A 21023-nucleotide genomic window follows, 5' to 3' on the forward strand; every position below is an offset into this window, starting at 1 on the left:
GCCCGTGCCGGGGGCTCCCGGGGCCACGGGGTGTCCCGGTCGCTGCGGTGGACCCGCTGGCCGCCCTGCGGGGGGCGGGGGCCCTTGCGGTGGGCCCGGCGGACGTGGAGGAGTGCTGACGGACATCCGCTCGATCTCTTCCCCTTGTGCCTGCAACTGAGCTGACAGCCGATCCCGGCGAGTCGCACACTAACCGGAGTTGGTAGAAACCAACACCGAACGGTCCCCGTACGGCTATCCTGCGGAACCGTACCGCGAGTGGGAGAGCTGTAGGTCAAGAATGCCGTCAACACCGACAACAAAGTCGCAAGTCCAGGCCTACCAATTCGTGCTGCGCCGCATGCAGTCCGCCTTGGTGCGCAAGGACGCCGTGATGCTGCACGACCCGATGCGCACACACTCGCGTGCCACCATCGTGGGTGTCGTGCTGAGCTGCCTGGGGATGCTCGCCTTCATCATCGTCGGCTTCTTCAAGCCCGACCCGAAGGCGCCGGACTCAGGCATCGTCATCGGCGAACAGTCCGGGACCGTGTACGTGGTCGCCGGCGAGCCGAAAAAGCTGATTCCGACGTTCAACCTCGCCTCCGCGCGGCTGATCCTCATGGCGCAGAACCAAGGGGAAGAGCAGGGTAACGCACAGGGCGGCGGGGCAGTGCAGGCCGTGGCGCCGGAAGTGGTGTCCGACGAACACCTCAAGGACATCCCGAAGGGCCGACTCCAAGGCATTCCCGACGGCCCGGACCTGCTGCCTTCGGAAAGTCAGCTGATCTCGTCAAACTGGGGCGTGTGCGACCAGATCAAGGTGGACTCGTCGCTGAACGACCAGGTCGCGCGCGAGAAGGCCGTGACGGAGACGACGGTCATCGCCGGGCGTAAGGTCAGCGACCTCGGTACCGAGCTCGCCGAGAACCAAGCACTGCTGGTCAAGGCCGAGGATGGCAAGCACTACCTCGTGTACCGGCAGAAGACCGACGCCAACCAGCTGAACGCCAACACCGTGCGGGCAGAGGTCGACCTGAACAAGAGCGAGGTCACATCGGCGCTGCGCATCGACGACAACGATGAACGGGCGCGGCGCATCTCGACCGGGCTTCTCAACGCCATCCCGTCGGTCGGAAGTCTCGTCGCCCCGACGATCCCGCACGCGGGACAGCAGCCCAGCTTCAACGCCAACGGGCTCACGGTCGGTTCCGTCTTCAAGACGCAACTCACCGAGCGCACGGACTCCTACGTCGTGCTGCGGGAGGGCATCCAGCGAATCTCGTCGGCCGTGGCGGACATGATCCTCTACAGCGGAGGCAACAACGGCGGCACCGCAGAGACGGTGACTCCGGACGTGGTGCAGAGCATGCCGCAGATCAACCGTGGTGAGGCGGGGTACCTCCGGGATGTGGATCACTTCCCGGACACCATGCCCACCGTGCTCGACCAGTTGCAGCACCCCGTCGCCTGCCTGGGGTGGGACATCCGGGGCGAAGGCGAACAGCGCGACGCGTACACCTCGGTGTACATCTCGAGTGTTCTGCCGGTACCTGGCGCCGAGGAAGGCAACCCGCAGTACGTGAAGATCGCAACGCCGTCGCCGGACGGTATGAAGGTCGACAACTTCTACATGCCGCCCGGATACGCGGCAGCGGTCCAGACGGCCACGACGAAGGACACCTTCTACCGCGGCGGCATCCAGCTCATCTCCGACCGGGGAGTGCGCTACGGGGTTCCCAACAAGGAGATCGCTCAGGGACTCGGGTTGACGAAGCTCGAACCCGCCCCCGATGCGATCACCGAGCTCCTGCCGTCTGGGCCGTCATTGAACCCGCAGGACGCTCAGCGGACGTACGACACCGTGCCTGTCGAGGAGCAGTCTGTTCCGGTGATCCAGCCTGAAGGACAGGCGCAGGGCGGTAACTGACGCGGCGGGCAGTCACAAGCACACAAGCCGGGCGGTGGACTTCGAGAAGGTCCACCGCCCGGCTTCTTAGTGTGCGTGTGTGGGTGCGCGTGGCACGCGGCAGAAGTCCCGGTCGCGTTTCGCCCGCAGAACGTGGCTCGGTGAACACGGGTAAGATCCCGTCCCTTTCGTAAGACCGCAGGGACTCCCGTCACTGTGTTTCCGCGTTCTGCCCGCAGAACGCGGCAGTGCGAATTCTTCTCGGGTCGGCTGCCGCCGTTCTGTTGTGTGGTGGGCGCTGACTCGAAGGCGATGCGGCTGGAGCATCCTGGTTTGGTCTGTGCGTAAACAGCATTCAGCCCGCTAAACGCGGGCTTCGAGAGCAAGCACGTTCAGCGGGCTAAATGCGGGAAGTGTGTCAGGCGGGGAGTCAGGGGCGGGCGGGGTCTTCTTCGTTCTTGCGGTTGCGGCGAATGGTGTGGACCACGAAGAGCGTGATTCCCAGGGCGGCGAGTGCGCCACCCGATCCCACCAGCGCCACCACGATCGGTGTCCAGTTGCGGTTCGCGGCGGGTGGCATGTCCGAGGGCAGGACTTCAGCTTTCGCCGGCGGAATGTTCTCCTCGGCGGGCACCGTGGCCGTCAACGCTGCCATGGGATCGATGACGCCGTAGCCGACGAAGTTGTCCCGGCCGCCCTTCGCTGCGGGGTGCTGCGCCGTGAACTTGATCCGGTGCATGACTCCGTGGGCGTCGAGGTCCGGGTACTTCGCACGCACAAGAGCAGCCAGGCCTGCGACGTACGGTGCGGCGAAGCTGGTGCCCTTGATCTCCTGTGCCTCACCGCCGTCGATCATCATGTTGGCCAGGCCGTCCGAACCCTGCGCGGGGTCGAGGGAAATGATCCCGGTGCCCGGTGCGGCCACGCTGACCCACGGGCCGTGCATGCTGAATTCCGCGACTCCGCCGGTGTCGTCGATGCCCGCAACGGACAAGACGTCGTCGGCGAACCACGGCGGGGTCACGATCGTCGTCGGTTTCTCCGCCAGCGCCTGACTGTTCTGTTCGCAGTTCGTGTTGTCCGATACGTTGCCGGCCGCCGACACGACCACGGCGTCCTTGGTGTTGACCGCGTAGTCGATGGCGGCCTGCAGGGCCCGCTCGTCCGGCAACATCTCGCTACTGCCGGGACGGCAGTTGTTGATCGAGATATTGATGACCTGGGCTCCGGCGTCGGCCGCGTGCACGATTGCCTTCGCGAGCGTCCCGAGCGTTCCCGCTCCCTCACTGCCCTGGGTGCGACTGTCCTGGGACGGGCCTGGGTTGCTGGGTGCGCCTCCGCTGGCCGCGCCACCGTTGTCGGCCGAGTAGTTCTGGCTCGACTGCCTGATCGACAGGATCTGCACGTCAGGTGCGACGCCGATGAACCCGATGTGGTCCGGTGTGTCCGCAGCGATGATGCCCGCGACTTCGGTGCCGTGGCCGTCGCAGTCCTCGAGTCCCTTGTGCTCGCGTTTCACGTAGTCGGCGACGCCTTCGACGCCGTTCTTGAAGTACGCGTGCTTCCGGACTCCGGTGTCGATCACCGCCACCTTCACGGGCTTGCCGGTGTCGGTGGAGACGCCAACGGCACCCGTGGTGGAGCGCATGAGCGAGTGAACCTCGTCGATGCGCAGATAGCGCTGGCCCCACGGTGCGTTCTGGATCTCGTCGGTGTACTCGAGATCCTTCGTCACGCACTCGATCTTTTTCCCGTACTTCTTGTCCGGTTGACCGTCCGCCTGCGGCCGCGCGCTTGTGTCCACCGGCGGTGGCGCGGCGGCGTAGCTGCCGCTGTTGTCGGCGCCGGGCGTGTCCTCCTGCGCCAACGCGGGCACCGGTGCCAGTGCCGTCCCGGCCACGCCGATGGCGGCGGCGAGCGCCAATGCCCTGTGTTGTCTCATCGTCCGGGCCGAACGCACGCGAACCCCCTCGAAGTCGTGCCGCATGTGGACTGGGTCACCCGATGTCGAGGTGGCGCAGCGTGGAGTAGAGCCCCATCACGGCGAGGGCCAGGGGAAGCACCGACGCGATGCAGGCCGCCTCGAAGATCTCCACCGCGCGCCGCATCGGCGGGGTGAACCGCTGGTTGGGGAACACCACGCCCAGCACGAGGGCACCGGCGCCGAGCAGCATGATGGTGCCGAACACCCAGAGCAGGCGCCCCTGAGCGTCCTCCATCCACATCCAGCCGAGCACGATGCCCGCGGCGGAGAAGAGGCCGGTGGTGAGCAGTGCGACGGCCTGGCTGCCGTTGGCGTAGGTGCGAGCACGCAGGAGCAGCACGAGCGTCGCGATGACCGCCGTGAGGATGCCCCAGATGTCTCCCGACGTCGCGGTGAGCATCGCGGCGATGGCGGTGACCGACCCGCTGCCGACGAGCAGGCCCGTCATGTAGTTGTGCGCCGCGCTCGTCTTGCGCTCGATGGAGGAGTAGTCGGGGTAGCCCGTGTCCTCCTTGAGTTCCTCGGCGGTGTTGGGAATGTGGGGCAGCGGCAGCTTCGCGAGCCAGATGGTGGCCCTCGGGAGCATCGAGATGCCCGCGAGTGCGACGGCGGCGGTCCCCGCCGCGATGCCGGGTGCGGGGTGGGAGATCAGTGTGGCGACGAGGAAGGCGAGCACACCGAACACGCCTGCCGTGGCGGCGGCGATGAACACCGTGAGGCCGGCGCCCATCAAGAGGATGCAGGCGGCGGCGACCACCACCACGAGGGCGCTGGACAACAGGAGGTTGGCCCGGATCGTCGCGTCCGGAACGATGTAGAAGCCGCTGACGAACGCCAGAGGCAGACCACCGGCGGCGGCGATCACGACGCCGGTCGACTGGGCTTCGTAGGCCTTCACGAGAGTGGCGCCCACGGCCACGCAGGCGATCGCGGCGACACCGGCCGTGATCGCGATGGCCAGACCGTTGCCGCCGTAGAGCGGGCCCGCGAAGAACAACGCCAACGCGGCGGTGAACAGCGCCAGTCCGCCGGCGATGTGGCCGATCCGCTGGGCGGTTTCCTTGGTCCACGGGCGGAAGCTGTCGGGTTCGGCTTCGGCGATCGCGTCGACGACGTCGTCGTACAGCGGAGGCGGCGGGTTCTCGTTCCGTTTCCGGAGTTGGAGCAGTTCGCCGTCGACGATGCCGAGCGACGCGAGTGTCCGGCTCGGATCGAGGGGAGCATCGCCCAACTTGGCCAGTGCCCAGCCGCCGTGGCGGGCGCCGCCGTCGGGGCTCACCTCTTTCGCCATCTCCAGCAACATGGGCATGAGGTCGGCCACCGCCACGTCGGCCGGAAGCGCGACATCGATGCGGGTTCGCGGCGCGACCACCGTGACCCTGCTGAAAACTGTCGTGCCCGTTGCCACCTTTTCGCCCCCTACCTGGAGATTTCGCCGCAGGGTGTTTATACCGCGTCGCGGAAACAACCCGCCTGCGGGCCGGTAACCTTCCCGAACCGGCCCCATGGTGTCGTGATGCCGCCCTAGTATTAACGCACCCGGGCCACGTGTGGGGGCAGTTCCGGCGAAAGTGCCGGTGCGTGCTTTCCTCACGGGCCGTCAGTCGCCGAGTCGAAGAGGGGTCCTTTCGGTGAGCACGCTGCAGTTCAAGCGGTCGCCAAGGCTGGCTGCGCCCCGTCCACCGGGTGGCGAGGTGCACCTCGAGCCGCCACCCGAGGTCCCGAGGACGATCCCCGGCAACATCGTCATGAAGTTGATGCCGGTGGTCATGATCGTGGCCATGCTCGGCATGGTCGTCTTCATGTTCACCGCGAGTGAGCGGACACCGAGCCCGTTCATGCTGATGATGCCGCTGATGATGATGATGTCGATGGTCGGCATGTTCGCCGGCGGCGGCAAGGGCGGTCAGCAGAAGAAGGCCGAGATGAACGAGGACCGCAAGGACTATCTGCGGTACCTCGGGCAGATGCGGGATCGCGCCCGCGAAGCGATGATCGATCAGCGGGCGTCGCTGGAATGGGTCCATCCGGATCCGGACACGCTGTGGTCGATGGCGTCCACCCGGCGCATGTGGGAACGGCGCCAGAGCGACCAGGACTTCCTGCACCTCCGGGTGGGGCGGAGCTCCCACCGGCTGGCCACCCGCCTGGTGCCTCCGCAGACGGGCCCCGTCGACGAGCTGGAACCGATCGCGACGCTGGCGCTGCGCCGGTTCGTGCGCGCACACTCGATCGTCCCCGACCTGCCCACCCAGATCACGTTGCGCGGTTTCGCGGCCGTCGCCATGCAGGGCGACAAGACGCTCACGCGCGGTCTGACGAGAGCCATGCTCGCGCAGCTCGTGACCTTCCACAGCCCCGACGACGTGCTCATCGGCGTCGCCACCACGGGCCGGTCCAAGGAGGAGTGGGAGTGGGCCAAGTGGTTGCCCCACGTCCAGCACCCGAGCCTGTCCGACGGCATCGGCCAGCTGCGCATGATGAGCGGCTCGCTCGCTCAGATCGAGCACTGGCTCGACGAGGAGTTGCGTGACCGCCAGCGGTTCTCCCGCAACGCCACGCCCGCTCCGGACCAGCCGCATGTCGTGATCGTGCTCGACGACGCGGAGGTCACCGGCGAGGAGCAGATCCTCCTGGAGGAGGGGCTCGTCGGGGTCACGCTCATCGACCTGTCCGACTCGATCGGCAACCTCGCCGCTCGCCGAGGACTCCGCCTCGTCGTGGAGGAGGAACGTCTGGGTGCCCGCAGTGCCGGCGGCGTGGAGTGGTTCGGCCGTCCCGACACGCTGAGCGTCGTCGAACTGGAAGCCCTCGCTCGCAAGCTTTCGCCTTATCGCATGAGCACGGGTGCCGCGGAGGACAGCGAGGAGCAACCGCTGCTGTCGAACCCGTCGCTGCTCGAACTGCTGGGCATTCCCGGCGACCCGATGACGTTCGACGTGCAGCAGGCATGGCGGCCCCGGCCGATTCGCGACCGCTACCGCGTGCCGTTCGGCGTCGGCGAGTACGGCCAGCCGGTGGAGCTGGACATCAAGGAAGCGGCCATGGAGGGCATGGGCCCCCACGGTCTGTGCATCGGTGCGACCGGTTCCGGTAAGTCCGAGTTCCTCCGCACGCTCGTGCTCGGGATGTTGGCCACGCACTCGTCGACGACGCTGAACTTCGTGCTCGTCGACTTCAAGGGTGGTGCCACGTTCCTCGGTCTGGACAAGGCGCCGCACGTCTCCGCGGTGATCACCAACCTCGCCGACGAGGTCACCCTGGTCGACCGTATGAAGGACGCCCTCGCCGGCGAGATGAACCGGCGGCAGGAGGCGTTGAAGAACGGCGGCAACTTCAAGAACGTCTGGGAGTACGAGAAGGCGCGTGAGAACGGTGCCGACCTCGACCCGCTGCCGGCGTTGTTCATCGTCGTCGACGAGTTTTCCGAGCTGCTGGCGGCGAAGCCCGACTTCATCGACCTGTTCGTCGCCATCGGACGTCTGGGCCGGTCGCTGCAGATGCACATGCTCCTCGCCTCGCAGCGCCTCGAGGAAGGCAAGCTGCGCGGGCTGGACTCGCACCTGTCCTACCGCATCGGTCTGAAGACGTTCTCCGCCGCGGAGTCGCGGGCCGCGATCGGTGTGCCCGACGCGTTCGAACTGCCGTCCGTGCCCGGTGGTGGATACCTGAAGTACGACACCTCGACCCTCGTGCGGTTCAAGGCGTCGTACGTGTCCGGCCCCTACCGGCCCGCCGGCATCAAGACCGCTGCTCCCGGCGCGAAGGTCGTGCGCGCGGACAAGCGGCCGCAGCTGTTCGTCCCCGACTTCGTGGAGCTGCCGAAGGAACCGGAGCCGGAACCCGAGCCCGTCGAGCAGCCGCAGCAGCCGCAGTCCGAGGAAGCGGTCGAACCGAGCGAGCTCGACGTCATCGTCGGCAGGCTCGTCGGCCAGGGTCCGCCCGCCCACGAGGTGTGGCTGCCGCCGCTGAAGGAACCGAACTCGCTCGACACCCTGTTGCCGAACCTCAACCCCACCGAGGACCGGGGCCTGTCGCCGGTCGGGTTCTTCGGCAACGGTCGACTGCAGGTTCCGCTGGGCATCGTCGACCGGCCGTACGAGCAGCGTCGCGACCCGCTGTGGGCGGACTTCGCGGGCGGTGCCGGCCACGGTGTCATCGTGGGCGGTCCCCAGTCGGGCAAGTCCACGATGCTGCGTACGTTGATCATGTCGATGGCGTTGACCCACACGCCGGAGGAAGCGCAGTTCTACTGCATCGACCTCGGTGGTGGAACGCTCGCCGCGTTGAACGGCCTGCCGCACGTGGGTGGTGTCGCCGTCGCCCGGCGGGAGCCGGACAAGGCGCGCCGTATCGTCGCTGAGCTGACGACGTTGGTCAACGAACGGGAAGCGCGGTTCGGTGCGCTCGGCGTCGACTCGATGAACGACTTCCGTAACCGGAAGCGGCGCGGGGACATCACGGCCGAGCAGGACCCGTTCGGCGACGCGTTCCTCGTCGTCGACGGCTGGCGGGCACTGCGCGACGACTTCGACGAGCTGGAGCCGCAGATCACCAAGCTCGCCGTGCAGGGTCTGACCTACGGCGTGCACGTGATCATCTCGTCGAACCGCTGGGCCGACATCCGTCCCGCGATCAAGGACATGCTCGGCACGCGTTTCGAGCTGCGGCTCGGTGACCCGAGTGAGTCGGACATCGACCGCAGGGTGGCCGTCAACGTTCCCGCGGGGCGTCCCGGCCGGGGTCTCACGCGCGACAAGCTGCACTTCCTCAGCGGCCTTCCGAGGATCGACGGTTCCAGCAGCGACGTCGACATGGGTGACGGTGTGACGGACGCGGTGAAGAAGATCTCCGCCGCGTGGAAGGGGCGGCACGCGCCGCAGGTGCGGTTGCTGCCCGACGTCATGCCGTACGAGGAGCTGCTGCTCCAGGACAAGCACCGGGACAGCAAGCTCGTCCCGATCGGTGTCGACGAGGACGAACTCGCGCCGGTGTATCTCGACTTCAACGCCGACCCGCACTTCCTCGCTTACGCCGACGGCGAGTCGGGCAAGACGAACCTGCTGCGGCAGATCGTGCGGGGTATCACGGACCGGTACACCAAGAAGGAAGCGCTGATCATCCTGGTGGACTACCGGCGCACGATGCTGGGGTTCGTCGACGGCGACCAGCTGCTGGGCTATGCGGTGTCGGCGAACCAGCTCGACGGGATGATGAAGGAGGTCGCGCAGTCGATGGCCAAGCGGCTGCCCGGCCCCGACGTGACGCCGCAGCAGTTGAAGGACCGGTCGTGGTGGACCGGGCCGGAGCTGTTCGTCGTGGTCGACGACTACGATCTCGTGGCAACGTCGACGAACAACCCGCTGCGCCCGCTGGCGGAGTACCTGCCGCAGGCCAAGGACGTCGGCCTCCACGTCGTGGTGGCCCGCCGCACCGGTGGTGCGGCGCGTACCGGCATGGACCCGATCATCGGCAAGTTGAAGGAACTGGCCATGCCGGGTCTGGTGATGAACGGGTCGAAGGACGAGGGGCAGCTGCTCGGCAACGTCAAGGCCGGTCCGATGCCGCCGGGACGCGGGTACTTTGTCAGTCGGAAGGTGGGCAAGAAGCTCATGCAGGTGTCGTGGATCGCGCCGGAATGACGACGTTGACGTACGGTCGCCGTGTTCGGCGGCCGTACGTCTCTGCGTCGTTCTGACACGACTCTCGGCGGACGGACTTCGGGCAACTCGACGAGGTAGGGACCAGCGAGGCGGGAGCGGCTGTGACGCTGCGGGTGGCGGTGGACTTCGGGACATCGAGCACCTGTGTCGTCGCTTCGGTTAACGGTCGCGAACCTCAGGTCGTGGTCGTCGACAGCCAGCCGATCATGCCGTCCGCGGTGTACGCGGCGCCGGACGGCACGCTCTTCGTCGGGCAGGAGGCCGAGCGGCAGGCCGCCGTCGACCCTTCGCGTTTCGAACCGCATCCGAAGCGGCGCATCGACGAGGGGGAGTTGCTGCTCGGCGACAGAGTGCTGAGTGTCGTCGATGTCGTCCACGCCGTGTTGCGGCGCGCGGTGTCGGAGGCGCGGCGTCTCGCCGGCAACGTCGAGGTGTCGTTGCTGGTGCTGACGCATCCCGCCGAATGGGGTGCGCTGCGCACGCGCTTGTTGCGTCAGGCCGCGGGACGACTCGCCCACGAGGTGGCGTTGGTGCCCGAGCCGGTCGCGGCGGCGGTGTACCACGCGTCGACCTTCGCGCCGACCGAGGTGAATCAGGAGCGGACCGTCGAGTTCAGCGGCCACCCCGGCGACACGATGGCGGTGCTCGACCTGGGTGGCGGCACGGTCGACGTCAGCGTGGTGCGCCGCGCCCAGATGAACGGGCAGAACCGCTTCGAGGTGCTGGCGACCCGCGGCGACGGCACGTTCGGTGGCGCGGACATCGACCAGGCGCTGCTCGAGCACGTCGGTTCTCTCGTGTCCCAGGCCGACGTTGATGCCTGGGAGCAGCTGGTGCAGGGGCGCGAACTGGCGGACCGGCGACGTCGACGGGTGTTGCGCCAGGACGTCCGAGGCGCCAAGGAGACGTTGTCCCGCCACGCCTATACCGACGTGCCGATGCCGCCGCCGTTCGCGGACGCCCACGTGACGCGTGAGGACCTGGAACGGCTCGTGCGGACACCGCTGGGGCGGGCCGCCGAGCTGACGAAAGGCACGATCGAGGAAGCGGGGCTGCGTCCCCAGCAGTTGACGGCCATCTTCCTCGTCGGCGGGTCGAGCCGGATTCCGATGGTGTCGAGGCTCGTGCACGAGCGGACGGGAGTGGTCCCGACCACTCTCGATCAGCCGGAGACCGTCGTGGCCCGTGGTGCGCTGCGCGCGGTGCAGGTGCTGCCGGACCGCACGGGAGTGCTGCCGGGCACGATGGCTGCGCGATCGGCGGGTGCGAGGACGTCGCGTGGTGACCACCGCACCGAAGTGGTGGTGAAGCCGAGCATGCCGCCGCGTGCCACGATCCCGCCGCCCGGTCGACCGGTGATGTCGCCGCCGGGTGGACTTCGTGCCGCAGCCCCGCTCGCCTCGCCGGGAGGCGCCGCACCACTCGGGCCGCCGTCGGGCTCGGTGCCGTTCGCTCCGCCGTCACCGCCGCGTGGGCAGCCGTTGCCCGTGCAGTCCCCAGAGCAGCCGACGTCGCAGGCGGGTTCGCGACGGCGACGGCACCGAGTGATCATCGCGGCGATCGTGACCGTGGTGGCACTCGTGGCCACGGCGGTCGCACTGACTCTCGCGATTGCCGAGGGGGGTGACGAGCAGGGGGCGGAGGGGCGCACCTACGCGCAGTACTCGTACAAGTTCGTCGCCCCGTCGGACTGGACGCAGACCGCCGACAACGTCGAGGCCCGCCAGGTCGTGGTGAAGCCGCAGGAGGCGCAGAACGCCGCCGACGACGATCTCGTTGTGGTCCAGGAGATCGTCCTGCCGTACGACGGGGAGGCGCAACGACAGCGTTTAGCCCGCGAACTGCGGGAACTGACCGGTGCGACGCCCGACGTGTACTCCGACTTCTCGGAGCACTACGAGTACGCGGGCCGCGATGTCATCCACTACCAGGAGGACAAGCCGGCTGCCACGGTGCACTGGTACGTCCTCGCGCGCGGCACCGCCCAGGTGAGCGTCGGCTGTCAGGAGGCGCAGGCGCCGACGCGGGTCCGCACCGCGTGCGAACAGATCGTCCGGACCCTCGAATTCACCAACTGACACCGGCCCTCACCGCGTTTCGCAGGCAGAACGCGGTGTGCTGGCCCCCGGTTCCACGCTGGTTCCCGCTGTCGCGTTCACGCTCGCAACTACTTGACCACTTTGGGCGACAACGCGGAACCGGACATGGCACTGTCTCCGTCGTAGAGCCAGTACCAACGAAGTACGGCACCCACGAGCGAAGGGGGTAACACCCAAATGGCAGGCGGTTTTACCGGGACTCCGGAACAGTTCCAGCAGGCGTACCAGGACGTCGACCAGATCAAGGGGTCGATGGACCAGAACCTCAACCAGCTGCGCAACAACATCGAGGCGACGCAGGCCGGCTGGCAGGGTGCGGCGGCGAAGGCCTTCCAGAACGTGATGGCCGCCTTCGACGAGAAGACCCGCAAGCTGAACGAGGCGCTGGGCAACATCGGTGAGCTGCTCCAGCAGTCCGGTGTCAAGTACCAGCAGGCGGAAGAAGAGCAGAACTCCGCCATCAGCAACATCGGCAACGCGCTCGGCGGCCTCTGATTCACCGCCCCTCGGCCATCAACGAGCTTTCACTGATCGGGAGGAACAATGTCTGACGCCATCAAGGTCGATTACGCCACTATCCACACCGCTGCTGAGGACTGCCAGCGCACCGGGGGAGAGCTGGACGCTCTGTTCGAGGACCTCAAGTCCCGTCTGGCTCCGCTGGTCGACACCTGGAGCGGTGAGGCCATGGAGGCCTGGCAGCAGTGCCAGAACGAGTGGAACCAGTCGCTCGACGAGATGAAGCAGGTCCTGGCTCAGATCGCCACCGCCCTGCCGCAGATCGCCGACGGCTACCAGGCCACCGACAAGGGCATCCAGGGGATGTTCTGATCCGGACTCATGGCGAACCGGGCTCGCGGCTGCGGGCCCGGTTTTCTCGTTTCAGCGCCCCTGTGCGTGTCCGATGTGGAGACTCAGTGCGGGGCGCCCACTTCGTACTGGGGTTTGTCGTTGAGGACGCGGATGCTGACGGTTCTCGGCTTGCCGGCCACGTCGACCGTGCAGTCGAAGGTGTGTCCGGCGGCGATCCGCTGGTTCTCGGGACAATTGACGTTGCTGACGTCCTGCTCGCCGTAGCTGTCCTGGAGCACGGTGGCGACGCCTTCATGGAGTGACTCCTGGTCGAGCACATCGCCGGTGAAGACGCCGCTGAACCACGCCGCCGCGCCTCCGCCTGCCAGCACGACGAGTGCCACGGCCCCGATGATCCACGGCTTACGTGACTTGCTGCGGTTCGCGGGCGGCTCGGCGTCGAACGCTCCGAAACCGCCGTAGTCGGAGGAGAAGGATCCACCGAACGACGCAGGTTGTTGCGGTTGCGCGGGGTAGGCGTGTGGTTGTGGGGCGACGGGCTGGGGAGTCGGCCCGCTGTGAGGTCCCTGCTGACCCTGCGGCTGCCACCACTGGGGCGCGCCAGGCGGCTGTGTCATCTGCGTTCCTCGTGTACTCGTCCGGACCTGCGGGGTTGTTCACTCACGGCTGCTGGTGATCTCCGCCATCGCGTCGTAGAAGTCGTCGATCTCCTTGTCGGTGGTGAGTTCCGTCACCTTGTCGGAGGGCGGCACGTCCGGAACCTCGTGCTCGGTCGGTGGTTCGAGGACTTCGTAGTGCTGTTTGATCTCGACCTCGTTGCCGTTGTCGGACAGCAGGCCCTTCATCTCGATCTCCTTCAGATCGCCTTCCGGGCTGAGCACGATGCGGGTCTCGATCGTCTTGTCGAGAAGGGCGTCGGGGATCTCTTCGAGCAGCCAGTCGGGGAGGACGACGATGCGTTCCTCCAGGAAGATCCGCAGCGGCATGCCGATGGTGAGCTCGGTGCTGCCGTCGGCGAGGCTCTTCGCGGTCTTGTCCACCTCGTTGCTCTCCATGGACCGGTTGACCGCATGGAAGATCTTGCAGACGGTGAGGTAGCCGCCCCAGAAGCAGATGTCGAGCCCCTTGCCCCGGTAGGGCATCGACACCCACGGGGTCGGAGCGAGTGACTCGTAGTCGGGCCCGAGCAGCGTGTACTCGACGTCGCTACCCGCCGGCAGGAGGAAGTCGCGGTAGTCGGCGGAGTTCCGGTTGGAGTGGTTCTTGTAGAAACGCGTGGGGGGACTGCCGACCTGGATGGCCGTCACCGTGTTGTCGCTCTTGAGCTCACCGACGCGCATGAACGAGTGGAGCCGGCTCTTGCGCGGTTCGTTCTCGCCGAGGTCGTCGGTGAGGCGCTCGAGAGTCGAGGAGAACTTGACTCCGACGTACTTGGCGACGTCGTCACCGTCCGGAATCGGCTCGCCGACGCGTCCGGTCGCGCAACCGGCCGCCAGCAGTACGACGGCGCCCAGCGCGATGACTCTGCGCAGTCCTTGTCTCATTGTCGATCCCCCCGGGGTGTTGTGTCGCGCCCGCTGGCGGAAAGACTAGTATGTCGGAGGGCGCGGACCCCCCGGGTTCACCTGCCTCTCGGCGACCGGGTATCTTCACTTGTTGTTGTGCGCGCCCGAGCAGCACGCGCCAAGCCGCATTGACCCTGAAGCAACAGTTGACGACGAGGTAGACCCTTGCCCACGTACAGCCCTAAGCCCGGCGATGTCACTCGTGCCTGGCACGTGATCGACGCCGAGGATGTCGTGCTCGGCCGGCTGGCGACCGAGGTCGCTACGCTGCTGCGCGGCAAGCACAAGCCCACCTACGCCCCGCACGTGGACACCGGTGACTTCGTCATCATCGTCAATGCTGACAAGGTGGCGCTCACCGGGAACAAGCGCGACCAGAAGTTCGCGTACCGCCACAGCGGTTACCCCGGTGGCCTGAGCAAGCGCTCGTTCGGCGAGCTGCTCGACACCCGCCCGGAGCGACTGGTCGAGAAGGTCGTGAAGGGGATGCTGCCCAAGAACAAGCTGGGCCGTGCCCAGGCGAAGAAGCTCAAGGTCTACGCCGGGCCGGAGCACCCTCACGCCGCGCAGAAGCCCCAGCCGCACGAGATCACCAAGATCGCTCAGGTGACCCAGTGAGTGAGGAACAGTCTGTGACCAGCACCGAGACCGAGACCGCCGTCGACGCGGTCGTGACCAGCGAGACGCCCGCCGCCCCGAAGCCGTCTCGGGCTGCCGGTGGCACCGCGCAGACGGTCGGCCGTCGCAAGGAGGCGGTCGTTCGGGTGCGTCTGGTGCCCGGTAGCGGCGAGTTCAAGCTCAACGGCAAGAGCCTTGAGCAGTACTTCCCCAACAAGGTTCACCAGCAGCTGATCCGTGAGCCGCTGGTCACCGTCGAGAAGCCGGAGTCGTTCGATATCCACGCCAACCTCGACGGCGGCGGCATCTCGGGCCAGGCCGGTGCGCTGCGCCTCGCCATCGCGCGTGCGCTCGCCGAGATCGACGGCGACGACCGCCCCGCGCTGAAGAAGGCCGGCTTCCTCACCCGTGACGCTCGCTCGACCGAGCGTAAGAAGTACGGTCTGAAGAAGGCCCGCAAGGCGCCGCAGTACAGCAAGCGCTGATTCGTGCTTTCCCAAACGCCCATCCGTTCGCCGGGTGGGCGTTTGGCCTTTTCCGGGCCGGTGTGGTGTCGCTGCCGCCGGCCCTCGACGATGGTCGCCTCCGTCGTCTCACCGCGTTGTGTGGGGAGAACGCGGTCGAGTGGCTGATGGGGGCACAGGCGCGCATCGTGGAATCGCTAGGTTGTTCTGGTCGGTTCGCACGTGCTCGCGATGACGGAGGTCGACGAATAATGGCTCGCCTATTCGGCACAGACGGGGTTCGCGGCCTCGCCAACGACGAGCTCACCCCCGAGTTGGCGCTGGCGGTGGCCGCCAGTGCGGCGCGGGTGCTTTCCGCCCACGATCGGTCGCATCGGCCGGTGGCGGTGGTGGGGCGCGATCCGAGGGCGAGCGGCGAGATGCTGGAGGCCGCCGTCGTCGCCGGGTTGGCGTCGGCAGGGGCGGACGTGCTGCGCCTCGGGGTGTTGCCCACCCCGGCGGTCGCCCACCTCGTCACGGAGCTGTCCGCCGACCTCGGGGTTATGATCTCGGCGTCGCACAATCCCATGCCGGACAACGGCATCAAGCTGTTCGGCGATGGCGGCCACAAGCTTCCGGACGGCATCGAGGACGAGATCCAGCACGGTTTGAACGCGCCCGGTCCCCGGCCGACCGGTGCCCAGATCGGGCGGGTCACGGATGTCACCGACGCCGTCGACCGCTACGTCGCCCACCTGCTCGAAACCACGTCGACGTCGTTGGCGGGGCTTCGCATCGTGGTGGACTGCGCCAACGGTGCGGCGTCGGTGGCCGCGCCGGAGGCCTACCGGAAAGCGGGCGCGGAGGTCATCGCCCTGCACGCCGAACCGGATGGTGTGAACATCAACGACCGGTGCGGCTCCACACATCCCGACGTCCTGGCCGCGGCGGTGGTGGAACACGGTGCGGACCTCGGCATCGCGCACGACGGTGACGCCGACCGCTGCCTCGCCGTGGACGCCGACGGACAGCTCGTGGACGGCGACCAGATCATGGCGGTGCTCGCGGTCGCCATGGCCGAGGCGGGCGAGCTCGCCGACGACACGCTGGTGGCCACGGTGATGAGCAACCTGGGTCTGCACCTGGCGATGAAGGACCACGGCATCGCCGTGCGCACCACGGCGGTGGGCGACCGGTACGTGCTCGAGGAGCTCCGGGCCGGCGGCTTCTCGCTCGGCGGGGAGCAGTCGGGCCACGTGGTGTTGCCCGGCCATGCCACCACCGGCGACGGGCTGCTGACCGCGCTGCAGGTGATGAACCGCGTGGCGGCGACGGGAACGTCGCTGCGCGAGCTCGCGGCGGTGATGCGGAGGCTGCCTCAGGTGCTGGTCAACGTGCCGGTCACGGACAAGACCGCCGTGGCCGACGCCGCCGAGGTGAAGGACGCTGTCGCGGCGGTGACGGGGGAGTTGGGGGACGAGGGCAGGGTGCTGCTGCGGCCGTCCGGTACCGAACAGCTGGTGCGCGTGATGGTGGAAGCACCGAACGCCGACACCGCCCAAGCGGCGGCCGACCGCCTCGCCGGAGTGGTCGCCTCGGTGGGTTGAGGGCGAGTTCCGACGTCTCGGCCAGCCTGGAAAGCGCCAATCACCCCCGCGACGAGCTGATCAGTAGGTAACCTCTCCGTGTGTCTGTGAACGCCCCGCGTGGGCGGGTCGCAGCCGTAGGCAAGTCGTCGAGAGAGCGCGCGAGGGGGCACCGTGGCGGGCGGGCAGACCGTCGATCCGGGCAAGTTGAATGCGGCGGGCAAGGCTTACGAGCAGGTGGGCGAGGAACTGGTCGACGAGGCGAGCCGCATCGAGACGGGTGTGTCCAGCGCACAGTTCGGCAAGGCGTGGACTCATGCCGCCTCGCACTACGCCGATGCGATCAAGCTGTACAACGATCGCTTGAAGAGCCACGGGGAGAAGGCCGCGGACTTCGGTGATCGCCTCGGCAAGGCGGCGAAGTCCTACGAGGATGGCGAGGCTGTCAGCACCGACATGATCGCGTCGAAGCAGGTGTGACCATGTTGCATAACCCATTGATCCTGCAGGCGAACAAAGAACGCGCCAATGAAGAGTTCAGCTCCGACCAGCTGGACTACATGCGCTCGATGCTCGACAACCCGGATGTGTCCAAAGAGGTCAAGAACAACTTCCTCTACGCCCTGTCCAACGCCGGTCGACTGAGCGACGAAGAGATCGAACGCTATGCGCCTCAGGTCGGTGCCGACGCCTACGACGTCAAGTGGGGCGGCAGTGACATTGACGAGAACATGAGCAACGCTCGGACAGCGCTGAGCACCGCGCGATCCGAGACCCTCGACGCCGATGTTCGTCGTGCGTATGACGGTGTGAGTGCCGGCGGGTTCTCCACCTCGGACGAGATCATCGACCAGACCGAGGTCGTGATCCAGTGGTTCGAGCAGTTCTACGCACGCTACGAAGCTGCGCAGCAGATTATCGACACTCCCGTCGTCCCGGAGACGGAGAGCCGCGAGATGCCGACGGCGGATGTCAGTGCATTCACTGGGGACAGCGAGGAGTTCGGCACCGCCGAGTACACGCATTCCGGGATCGACCCGCAAAGTCTGCGGGCTGGCCTGGACGAGTTTCGCGGCATTGATTTCGCAGCCTTCCGAGCTGACGCGGAAATGTTGAGGTCGGCGGGGGCTGCGGTGGCTGACAAGGCTGAGGCTCTCGACACGGCCTGGAAGGGCACCGACGACTGGACAGGTGATGCCAAGGCCGCGGCCGAACAGGTCAACAAAACTCTTTCGGATGGCTCGGAGAGTTTGTCCGAGGCGTTGAGCAATGCCTCCGACGGACTCTCCGAGATGATGACGATCCAAGAGGACACGGTTGTCCACCTCTCGGAGCAACTTTTCAAGCTCTACGACACCGGCAAGATGGGTGGGCTGACCGTGGCCGATGTCGACGAGGCATTGGGTTCGGCATGGCTGGCATCGTCGATGCTCTCGTCATTGGGCGGCGGGGGCTTAGCCGAACTCATAGCGGACGTCTACACCGAAATGCAGGACACGGCGAAGGAAGTACTCACCGGGTTCTGTCAGACGTATCAGCAGCAGGCCAGCCAAGTGCATACGCAGGCCGCCACCCACGTCGAGAACATCAACAATACGTACGGCGTGATGGTGCAGGGACTCGGTCAAGCTCTTCAGACGGACCCGACTGCGGACATGGACATGGGCGGCGACGTCCAGAGCCCCCAGGGGCCCGACATGGGAGGCCCGGGTGAAGTGCCTGGTGGCGGCATGCCTGGTGGTGGCATGCCCGGGGGCGGGATGCCCGGTGGAGGAGCTCCGGGCGGCGGCGCCACCGCCCCGAGCGCGGAGGACCTCCTCGGTGAGCAGCCCGACGCGGCGACCAACCCTGTCACGGGCGAACCGCTCGACATCGATCCGGCGACGGGCAAGCCGTATCCCATCGATCCCGAGACCGGTGAGCCGATCACCGATGCAGAGGGGCCGGGTGCGCTGACGGTCGAGCAGGGCGACCAGAAGTTCACCATGACGGAGCCCGGCGAGGACGGGACGATGAGTATCACGGTCGAGGGTGGCGACGGTGAAATCGGTGAGTACCGGCTCGACTTCGGGACCGACGCCGAACTCGCCGAGGCACCGGGCAGCGGCGAGGGGGCCGAGGCGTTCGGCCCGCGAGGTTCCGGTGACGAGGCGCAGCAGGTGTACAGGCCCGGTTCCGACGGCAAGATCCACGTCAAGGACGGGGAACTCGAGATCACTGCTGAACAGCCGGAAGGCCCCGACGGTCCGACCGTGGTCACGGTCGACAACGGCAAGGGTGAACCCGTCACGTACACCCTTGGCACTGAACAGGGTGCTGAACAGGATGGCCGGGCGTCACTAGCAGACGATGGAGTGCGTGTGATGCCGGCTCACGCGGACCCTGACCAGGACCCCCGACACGCGGCTGAGGCACCGGCCGAGGCTGGTGGTGGGCAGGGCGGTGGCAGCCCGGCAAGCGCTCCTGCGGGGGCCGCAGCTCCCGCAGCGGCGGATGTTCCTGACGCGGGAGGCGCAGGCTGGGCCGCAGGTGAAGCCCCCTCGTTCGAGGCGAACGCCGAAGCAACTGAGGGAGGCGCCACCGCGGGTGACGGCGGATCCAGCGCCACGCACGCGGCTGCCGTCGGTGGGGGCGGAAGCGCCTTCGGCGGTGGCGGCGGTGGTGGCGACCTGTTCGGGCAGGACACGGACAGCTCAGACCAGTCGAGGCCATCCGGCGCCGGGCTGGGTGCGGCGCCAGGTGGTGAGGTCCCTGCAGCGGTGCCGCAGGGAAGCAGCGGTGCCGCCTCGAGCGGTGGTGGCATGGGCATGATGGGCGGCATGGGCGCCATGGGAGGCGGTGCCGGCGGTGGCCAGGGCGGCGATCAGGAACGGAGCTCGAACGCCTACCGCATCGACGGCAACATCTTCGATGTTCCAAGTGGAGCCGTCCGAGTCAGCGGAGTGCTCGGCGAAACCAACGAGGTACCGGTGCGATTCAGCCGCTGATGACAGACTCGGTGGAAGGCAGACTCAATGACGCGGAAAGTTGATTCGAAGCTCATCGAGCAGCTCCGGCAGAACCAAGCCGCGCTGAAAGCGCGATCAGCGGCGATCGCCGAGCACGGCAAGCAAGTCACCCAGAAGCTGGCCGCGAACACTCTCGAGAATCTTCAGTCGATGAGGAAACACGCGGCTGAAGCCAAGAAACGACAGGCTGAGCTCGACAAGCAGAAAGACGACGAAGCAGATCCCACGGCGAAGAATCAGTGGCTCCAGCGCCGCGAGGGAGGTGACGACACCTTCCAATTCGGCCAGCAAGACGATGACGAGGCCGCCGACGTCCCTGCAGCCAAGAGGGCGGAGGAAAACAAGCCTGTCGCACCTCCTGCTCCGCCCCCCGCGCCGGCGCCACAGACGCAGCAGTCAGCGGTGTCCGACCCGGCCCCGGCGGCTCGAGCCAAGCACCGGGCACCTCGTCCCGCGGACGACTTCGACGACGACGACTTCTCCAACAACAGCTGGTTGCAGTAGTCGCGGGGACGGGGCGGGTCAGACCTTGGCCGGGCTCGCCTCGTCCTGGTAGGTGATGCGAGCCGCTTTCAGGTCGCTGTCCAGGAGCTCGCGGTAGGTGTCGTCGCCGGCGAGTTCGGTCAGGAAGAAGGCCGTGAACAGGGCGCGCACGCGACGCTGGACGGTGTGCTGCGGCTTGCCCTGCAGGAGCAGCTGGCTCCAGTGCGTGCCTTCGGTCACGCCGAGGTGCGTCATCTTCGGGATCGTGCGGAGCTGCACGGGCCCCGCCCACGCCTTGCTGATGGCTTCGGCGTTGCCCGTCGCCGGTGCGAGGAGATCCTCCTCACCGGCGAGGTGCAGGCCGGGTGCGGTGATGCGCAGCGCGGCCGTGGTCGCCGGAGGCATGGTCTGGGCCGCACCGACCGTGGCGACCGCCGAGACCCGCCGGCGCGTGTCGTCGTCGGGGGCGGCGAGGACGGCTGCACCGCCGCCGATCGAGTGCCCGGCGAGGCCGAGCTTCGCCGGGTCGACGCTGATGCCGTCGGGGCCGAGCCGCAGGCTCGTGACCAGGTCGAGCGTCGTGCGCAAATCAGCGGCGAACAACCGGTGTGAGGGCAACACGCCCCGGTGAGTGGCCGGCGCGGCGGCAACGATTCCCCAGCTCGCGAGGTGCCGCAGCAAGCCGTGGTAGCGGCCGGGAGCTTGCAGCCAACCGTGCCCGAACGCGACCGCGGGAAGGTTGAGACCGGATCGGGGGGTAAACACGACTCCGGGGAGCCCGACGAGTGCGAGATCACCGCGCAGGACGTCGTGCGGTCCCGGGTGTGACAGCTGTTCGAGTAACCGCTTCGCCGTGCTCGTCATGGCAGGAGA

Annotated in this window: 16 protein-coding genes; 11 read left to right on the forward strand and 5 right to left on the reverse strand. The window is 67.4% G+C overall.

Annotation, left to right across the window (positions count from 1 at the left end; translation table 11 throughout):
- The first annotated feature begins 280 nt into the window (after nt 1-280).
- Entirely contained in the window at nt 281-1909 is a 1629-nt protein-coding gene (eccB, locus tag SACAZDRAFT_RS15715) for a type VII secretion protein EccB (protein WP_005443326.1), read from the forward strand.
- Between the two features lie 409 nt (nt 1910-2318).
- Here eccB and mycP read toward each other — a convergent pair whose 3' ends face one another.
- Together mycP and eccD are read right to left on the reverse strand one after the other, a co-directional pair.
- Complete coding sequence (gene mycP, locus SACAZDRAFT_RS15720; protein ID WP_232286282.1) at nt 2319-3830, reverse strand: type VII secretion-associated serine protease mycosin; 1512 nt, start codon at nt 3828-3830, stop codon at nt 2319-2321.
- 55 nt (nt 3831-3885) lie between these two features.
- Nucleotides 3886-5280, reverse strand: coding sequence for a type VII secretion integral membrane protein EccD (eccD, locus tag SACAZDRAFT_RS15725; RefSeq protein ID WP_005443329.1), 1395 nt, complete (start codon nt 5278-5280; stop codon nt 3886-3888).
- Nucleotides 5281-5503: 223 nt separating this feature from the next.
- Here eccD and SACAZDRAFT_RS15730 point away from each other — a divergent pair, with 223 nt between their 5' ends.
- The 4 genes from SACAZDRAFT_RS15730 (at nt 5504) to SACAZDRAFT_RS15745 (ending at nt 12465) form a co-directional block, all read left to right on the forward strand.
- Nucleotides 5504-9514, forward strand: coding sequence for a type VII secretion protein EccC (locus SACAZDRAFT_RS15730; protein WP_005443330.1), 4011 nt, complete (start codon nt 5504-5506; stop codon nt 9512-9514).
- 122 nt (nt 9515-9636) lie between these two features.
- A complete protein-coding gene (locus SACAZDRAFT_RS15735; protein ID WP_005443331.1) occupies nt 9637-11613 on the forward strand; it encodes a type VII secretion-associated protein in 1977 nt (658 codons plus the stop codon).
- 198 nt (nt 11614-11811) lie between these two features.
- Entirely contained in the window at nt 11812-12129 is a 318-nt protein-coding gene (locus tag SACAZDRAFT_RS15740; RefSeq protein ID WP_005443332.1) for a WXG100 family type VII secretion target, read from the forward strand.
- Nucleotides 12130-12177: 48 nt separating this feature from the next.
- The gene (locus SACAZDRAFT_RS15745; protein WP_005443336.1) at nt 12178-12465 is read left to right on the forward strand and encodes a WXG100 family type VII secretion target; all 288 of its coding nucleotides are present in this window, start codon (nt 12178-12180) and stop codon (nt 12463-12465) included.
- Between the two features lie 83 nt (nt 12466-12548).
- On the opposite strand, the gene SACAZDRAFT_RS15750 is transcribed toward SACAZDRAFT_RS15745, so the two are convergent.
- Complete coding sequence (locus SACAZDRAFT_RS15750) at nt 12549-13064, reverse strand: DUF4333 domain-containing protein (protein ID WP_005443338.1); 516 nt, start codon at nt 13062-13064, stop codon at nt 12549-12551.
- A gap of 39 nt (nt 13065-13103) precedes the next feature.
- Nucleotides 13104-13991, reverse strand: coding sequence for a hypothetical protein (locus SACAZDRAFT_RS15755; protein WP_005443339.1), 888 nt, complete (start codon nt 13989-13991; stop codon nt 13104-13106).
- 186 nt (nt 13992-14177) lie between these two features.
- Here SACAZDRAFT_RS15755 and rplM point away from each other — a divergent pair, with 186 nt between their 5' ends.
- The 6 genes from rplM to SACAZDRAFT_RS15785 all read left to right on the forward strand — a co-directional run bounded on the left by rplM (nt 14178) and on the right by SACAZDRAFT_RS15785 (nt 20171).
- Nucleotides 14178-14630 carry a 50S ribosomal protein L13 gene (gene rplM / locus SACAZDRAFT_RS15760; protein ID WP_005443341.1) on the forward strand — a complete coding sequence of 151 codons (453 nt, stop codon included), beginning with the start codon at nt 14178-14180 and terminating at the stop codon, nt 14628-14630.
- A gap of 14 nt (nt 14631-14644) precedes the next feature.
- Nucleotides 14645-15115, forward strand: coding sequence for a 30S ribosomal protein S9 (rpsI, locus tag SACAZDRAFT_RS15765; RefSeq protein WP_005443343.1), 471 nt, complete (start codon nt 14645-14647; stop codon nt 15113-15115).
- A gap of 230 nt (nt 15116-15345) precedes the next feature.
- Nucleotides 15346-16680 carry a phosphoglucosamine mutase gene (glmM, locus tag SACAZDRAFT_RS15770; protein ID WP_005443346.1) on the forward strand — a complete coding sequence of 445 codons (1335 nt, stop codon included), beginning with the start codon at nt 15346-15348 and terminating at the stop codon, nt 16678-16680.
- A 153-nt stretch (nt 16681-16833) separates the two neighbouring features.
- On the forward strand, nt 16834-17139 hold the full coding sequence (locus SACAZDRAFT_RS15775) for a PPE domain-containing protein (RefSeq protein WP_005443348.1): 306 nt from the start codon (nt 16834-16836) through the stop codon (nt 17137-17139).
- A 2-nt stretch (nt 17140-17141) separates the two neighbouring features.
- Entirely contained in the window at nt 17142-19646 is a 2505-nt protein-coding gene (locus SACAZDRAFT_RS15780) for a hypothetical protein (protein ID WP_005443350.1), read from the forward strand.
- Nucleotides 19647-19673: 27 nt separating this feature from the next.
- On the forward strand, nt 19674-20171 hold the full coding sequence (locus SACAZDRAFT_RS15785; protein ID WP_005443352.1) for a hypothetical protein: 498 nt from the start codon (nt 19674-19676) through the stop codon (nt 20169-20171).
- Between the two features lie 18 nt (nt 20172-20189).
- Here the strand turns inward: SACAZDRAFT_RS15785 and SACAZDRAFT_RS15790 are convergent, their stop codons facing one another.
- A complete protein-coding gene (locus SACAZDRAFT_RS15790) occupies nt 20190-21014 on the reverse strand; it encodes a dienelactone hydrolase family protein (RefSeq protein ID WP_005443353.1) in 825 nt (274 codons plus the stop codon).
- Nucleotides 21015-21023: the final 9 nt, after the last annotated feature.

Origin of the sequence: Saccharomonospora azurea NA-128, from assembly GCF_000231055.2 — a bacterium.
In the GTDB taxonomy this organism is placed as follows: domain Bacteria; phylum Actinomycetota; class Actinomycetes; order Mycobacteriales; family Pseudonocardiaceae; genus Saccharomonospora; species Saccharomonospora azurea.

What these genes read in the sequence shown, in the direction of transcription:
- eccB (WP_005443326.1), top strand. Translation starts at nt 281, where the DNA reads ATGCCGTCAACACCGACAACAAAGTCGCAAGTCCAGGCCTACCAATTC.
- mycP (WP_232286282.1), bottom strand. Translation starts at nt 3,830, where the DNA reads ATGAGACAACACAGGGCATTGGCGCTCGCCGCCGCCATCGGCGTGGCC.
- SACAZDRAFT_RS15740 (WP_005443332.1), top strand. Translation starts at nt 11,812, where the DNA reads ATGGCAGGCGGTTTTACCGGGACTCCGGAACAGTTCCAGCAGGCGTAC.
- SACAZDRAFT_RS15745 (WP_005443336.1), top strand. Translation starts at nt 12,178, where the DNA reads ATGTCTGACGCCATCAAGGTCGATTACGCCACTATCCACACCGCTGCT.
- SACAZDRAFT_RS15750 (WP_005443338.1), bottom strand. Translation starts at nt 13,064, where the DNA reads ATGACACAGCCGCCTGGCGCGCCCCAGTGGTGGCAGCCGCAGGGTCAG.
- SACAZDRAFT_RS15755 (WP_005443339.1), bottom strand. Translation starts at nt 13,991, where the DNA reads ATGAGACAAGGACTGCGCAGAGTCATCGCGCTGGGCGCCGTCGTACTG.
- glmM (WP_005443346.1), top strand. Translation starts at nt 15,346, where the DNA reads ATGGCTCGCCTATTCGGCACAGACGGGGTTCGCGGCCTCGCCAACGAC.
- SACAZDRAFT_RS15780 (WP_005443350.1), top strand. Translation starts at nt 17,142, where the DNA reads ATGTTGCATAACCCATTGATCCTGCAGGCGAACAAAGAACGCGCCAAT.
- SACAZDRAFT_RS15785 (WP_005443352.1), top strand. Translation starts at nt 19,674, where the DNA reads ATGACGCGGAAAGTTGATTCGAAGCTCATCGAGCAGCTCCGGCAGAAC.
- SACAZDRAFT_RS15790 (WP_005443353.1), bottom strand. Translation starts at nt 21,014, where the DNA reads ATGACGAGCACGGCGAAGCGGTTACTCGAACAGCTGTCACACCCGGGA.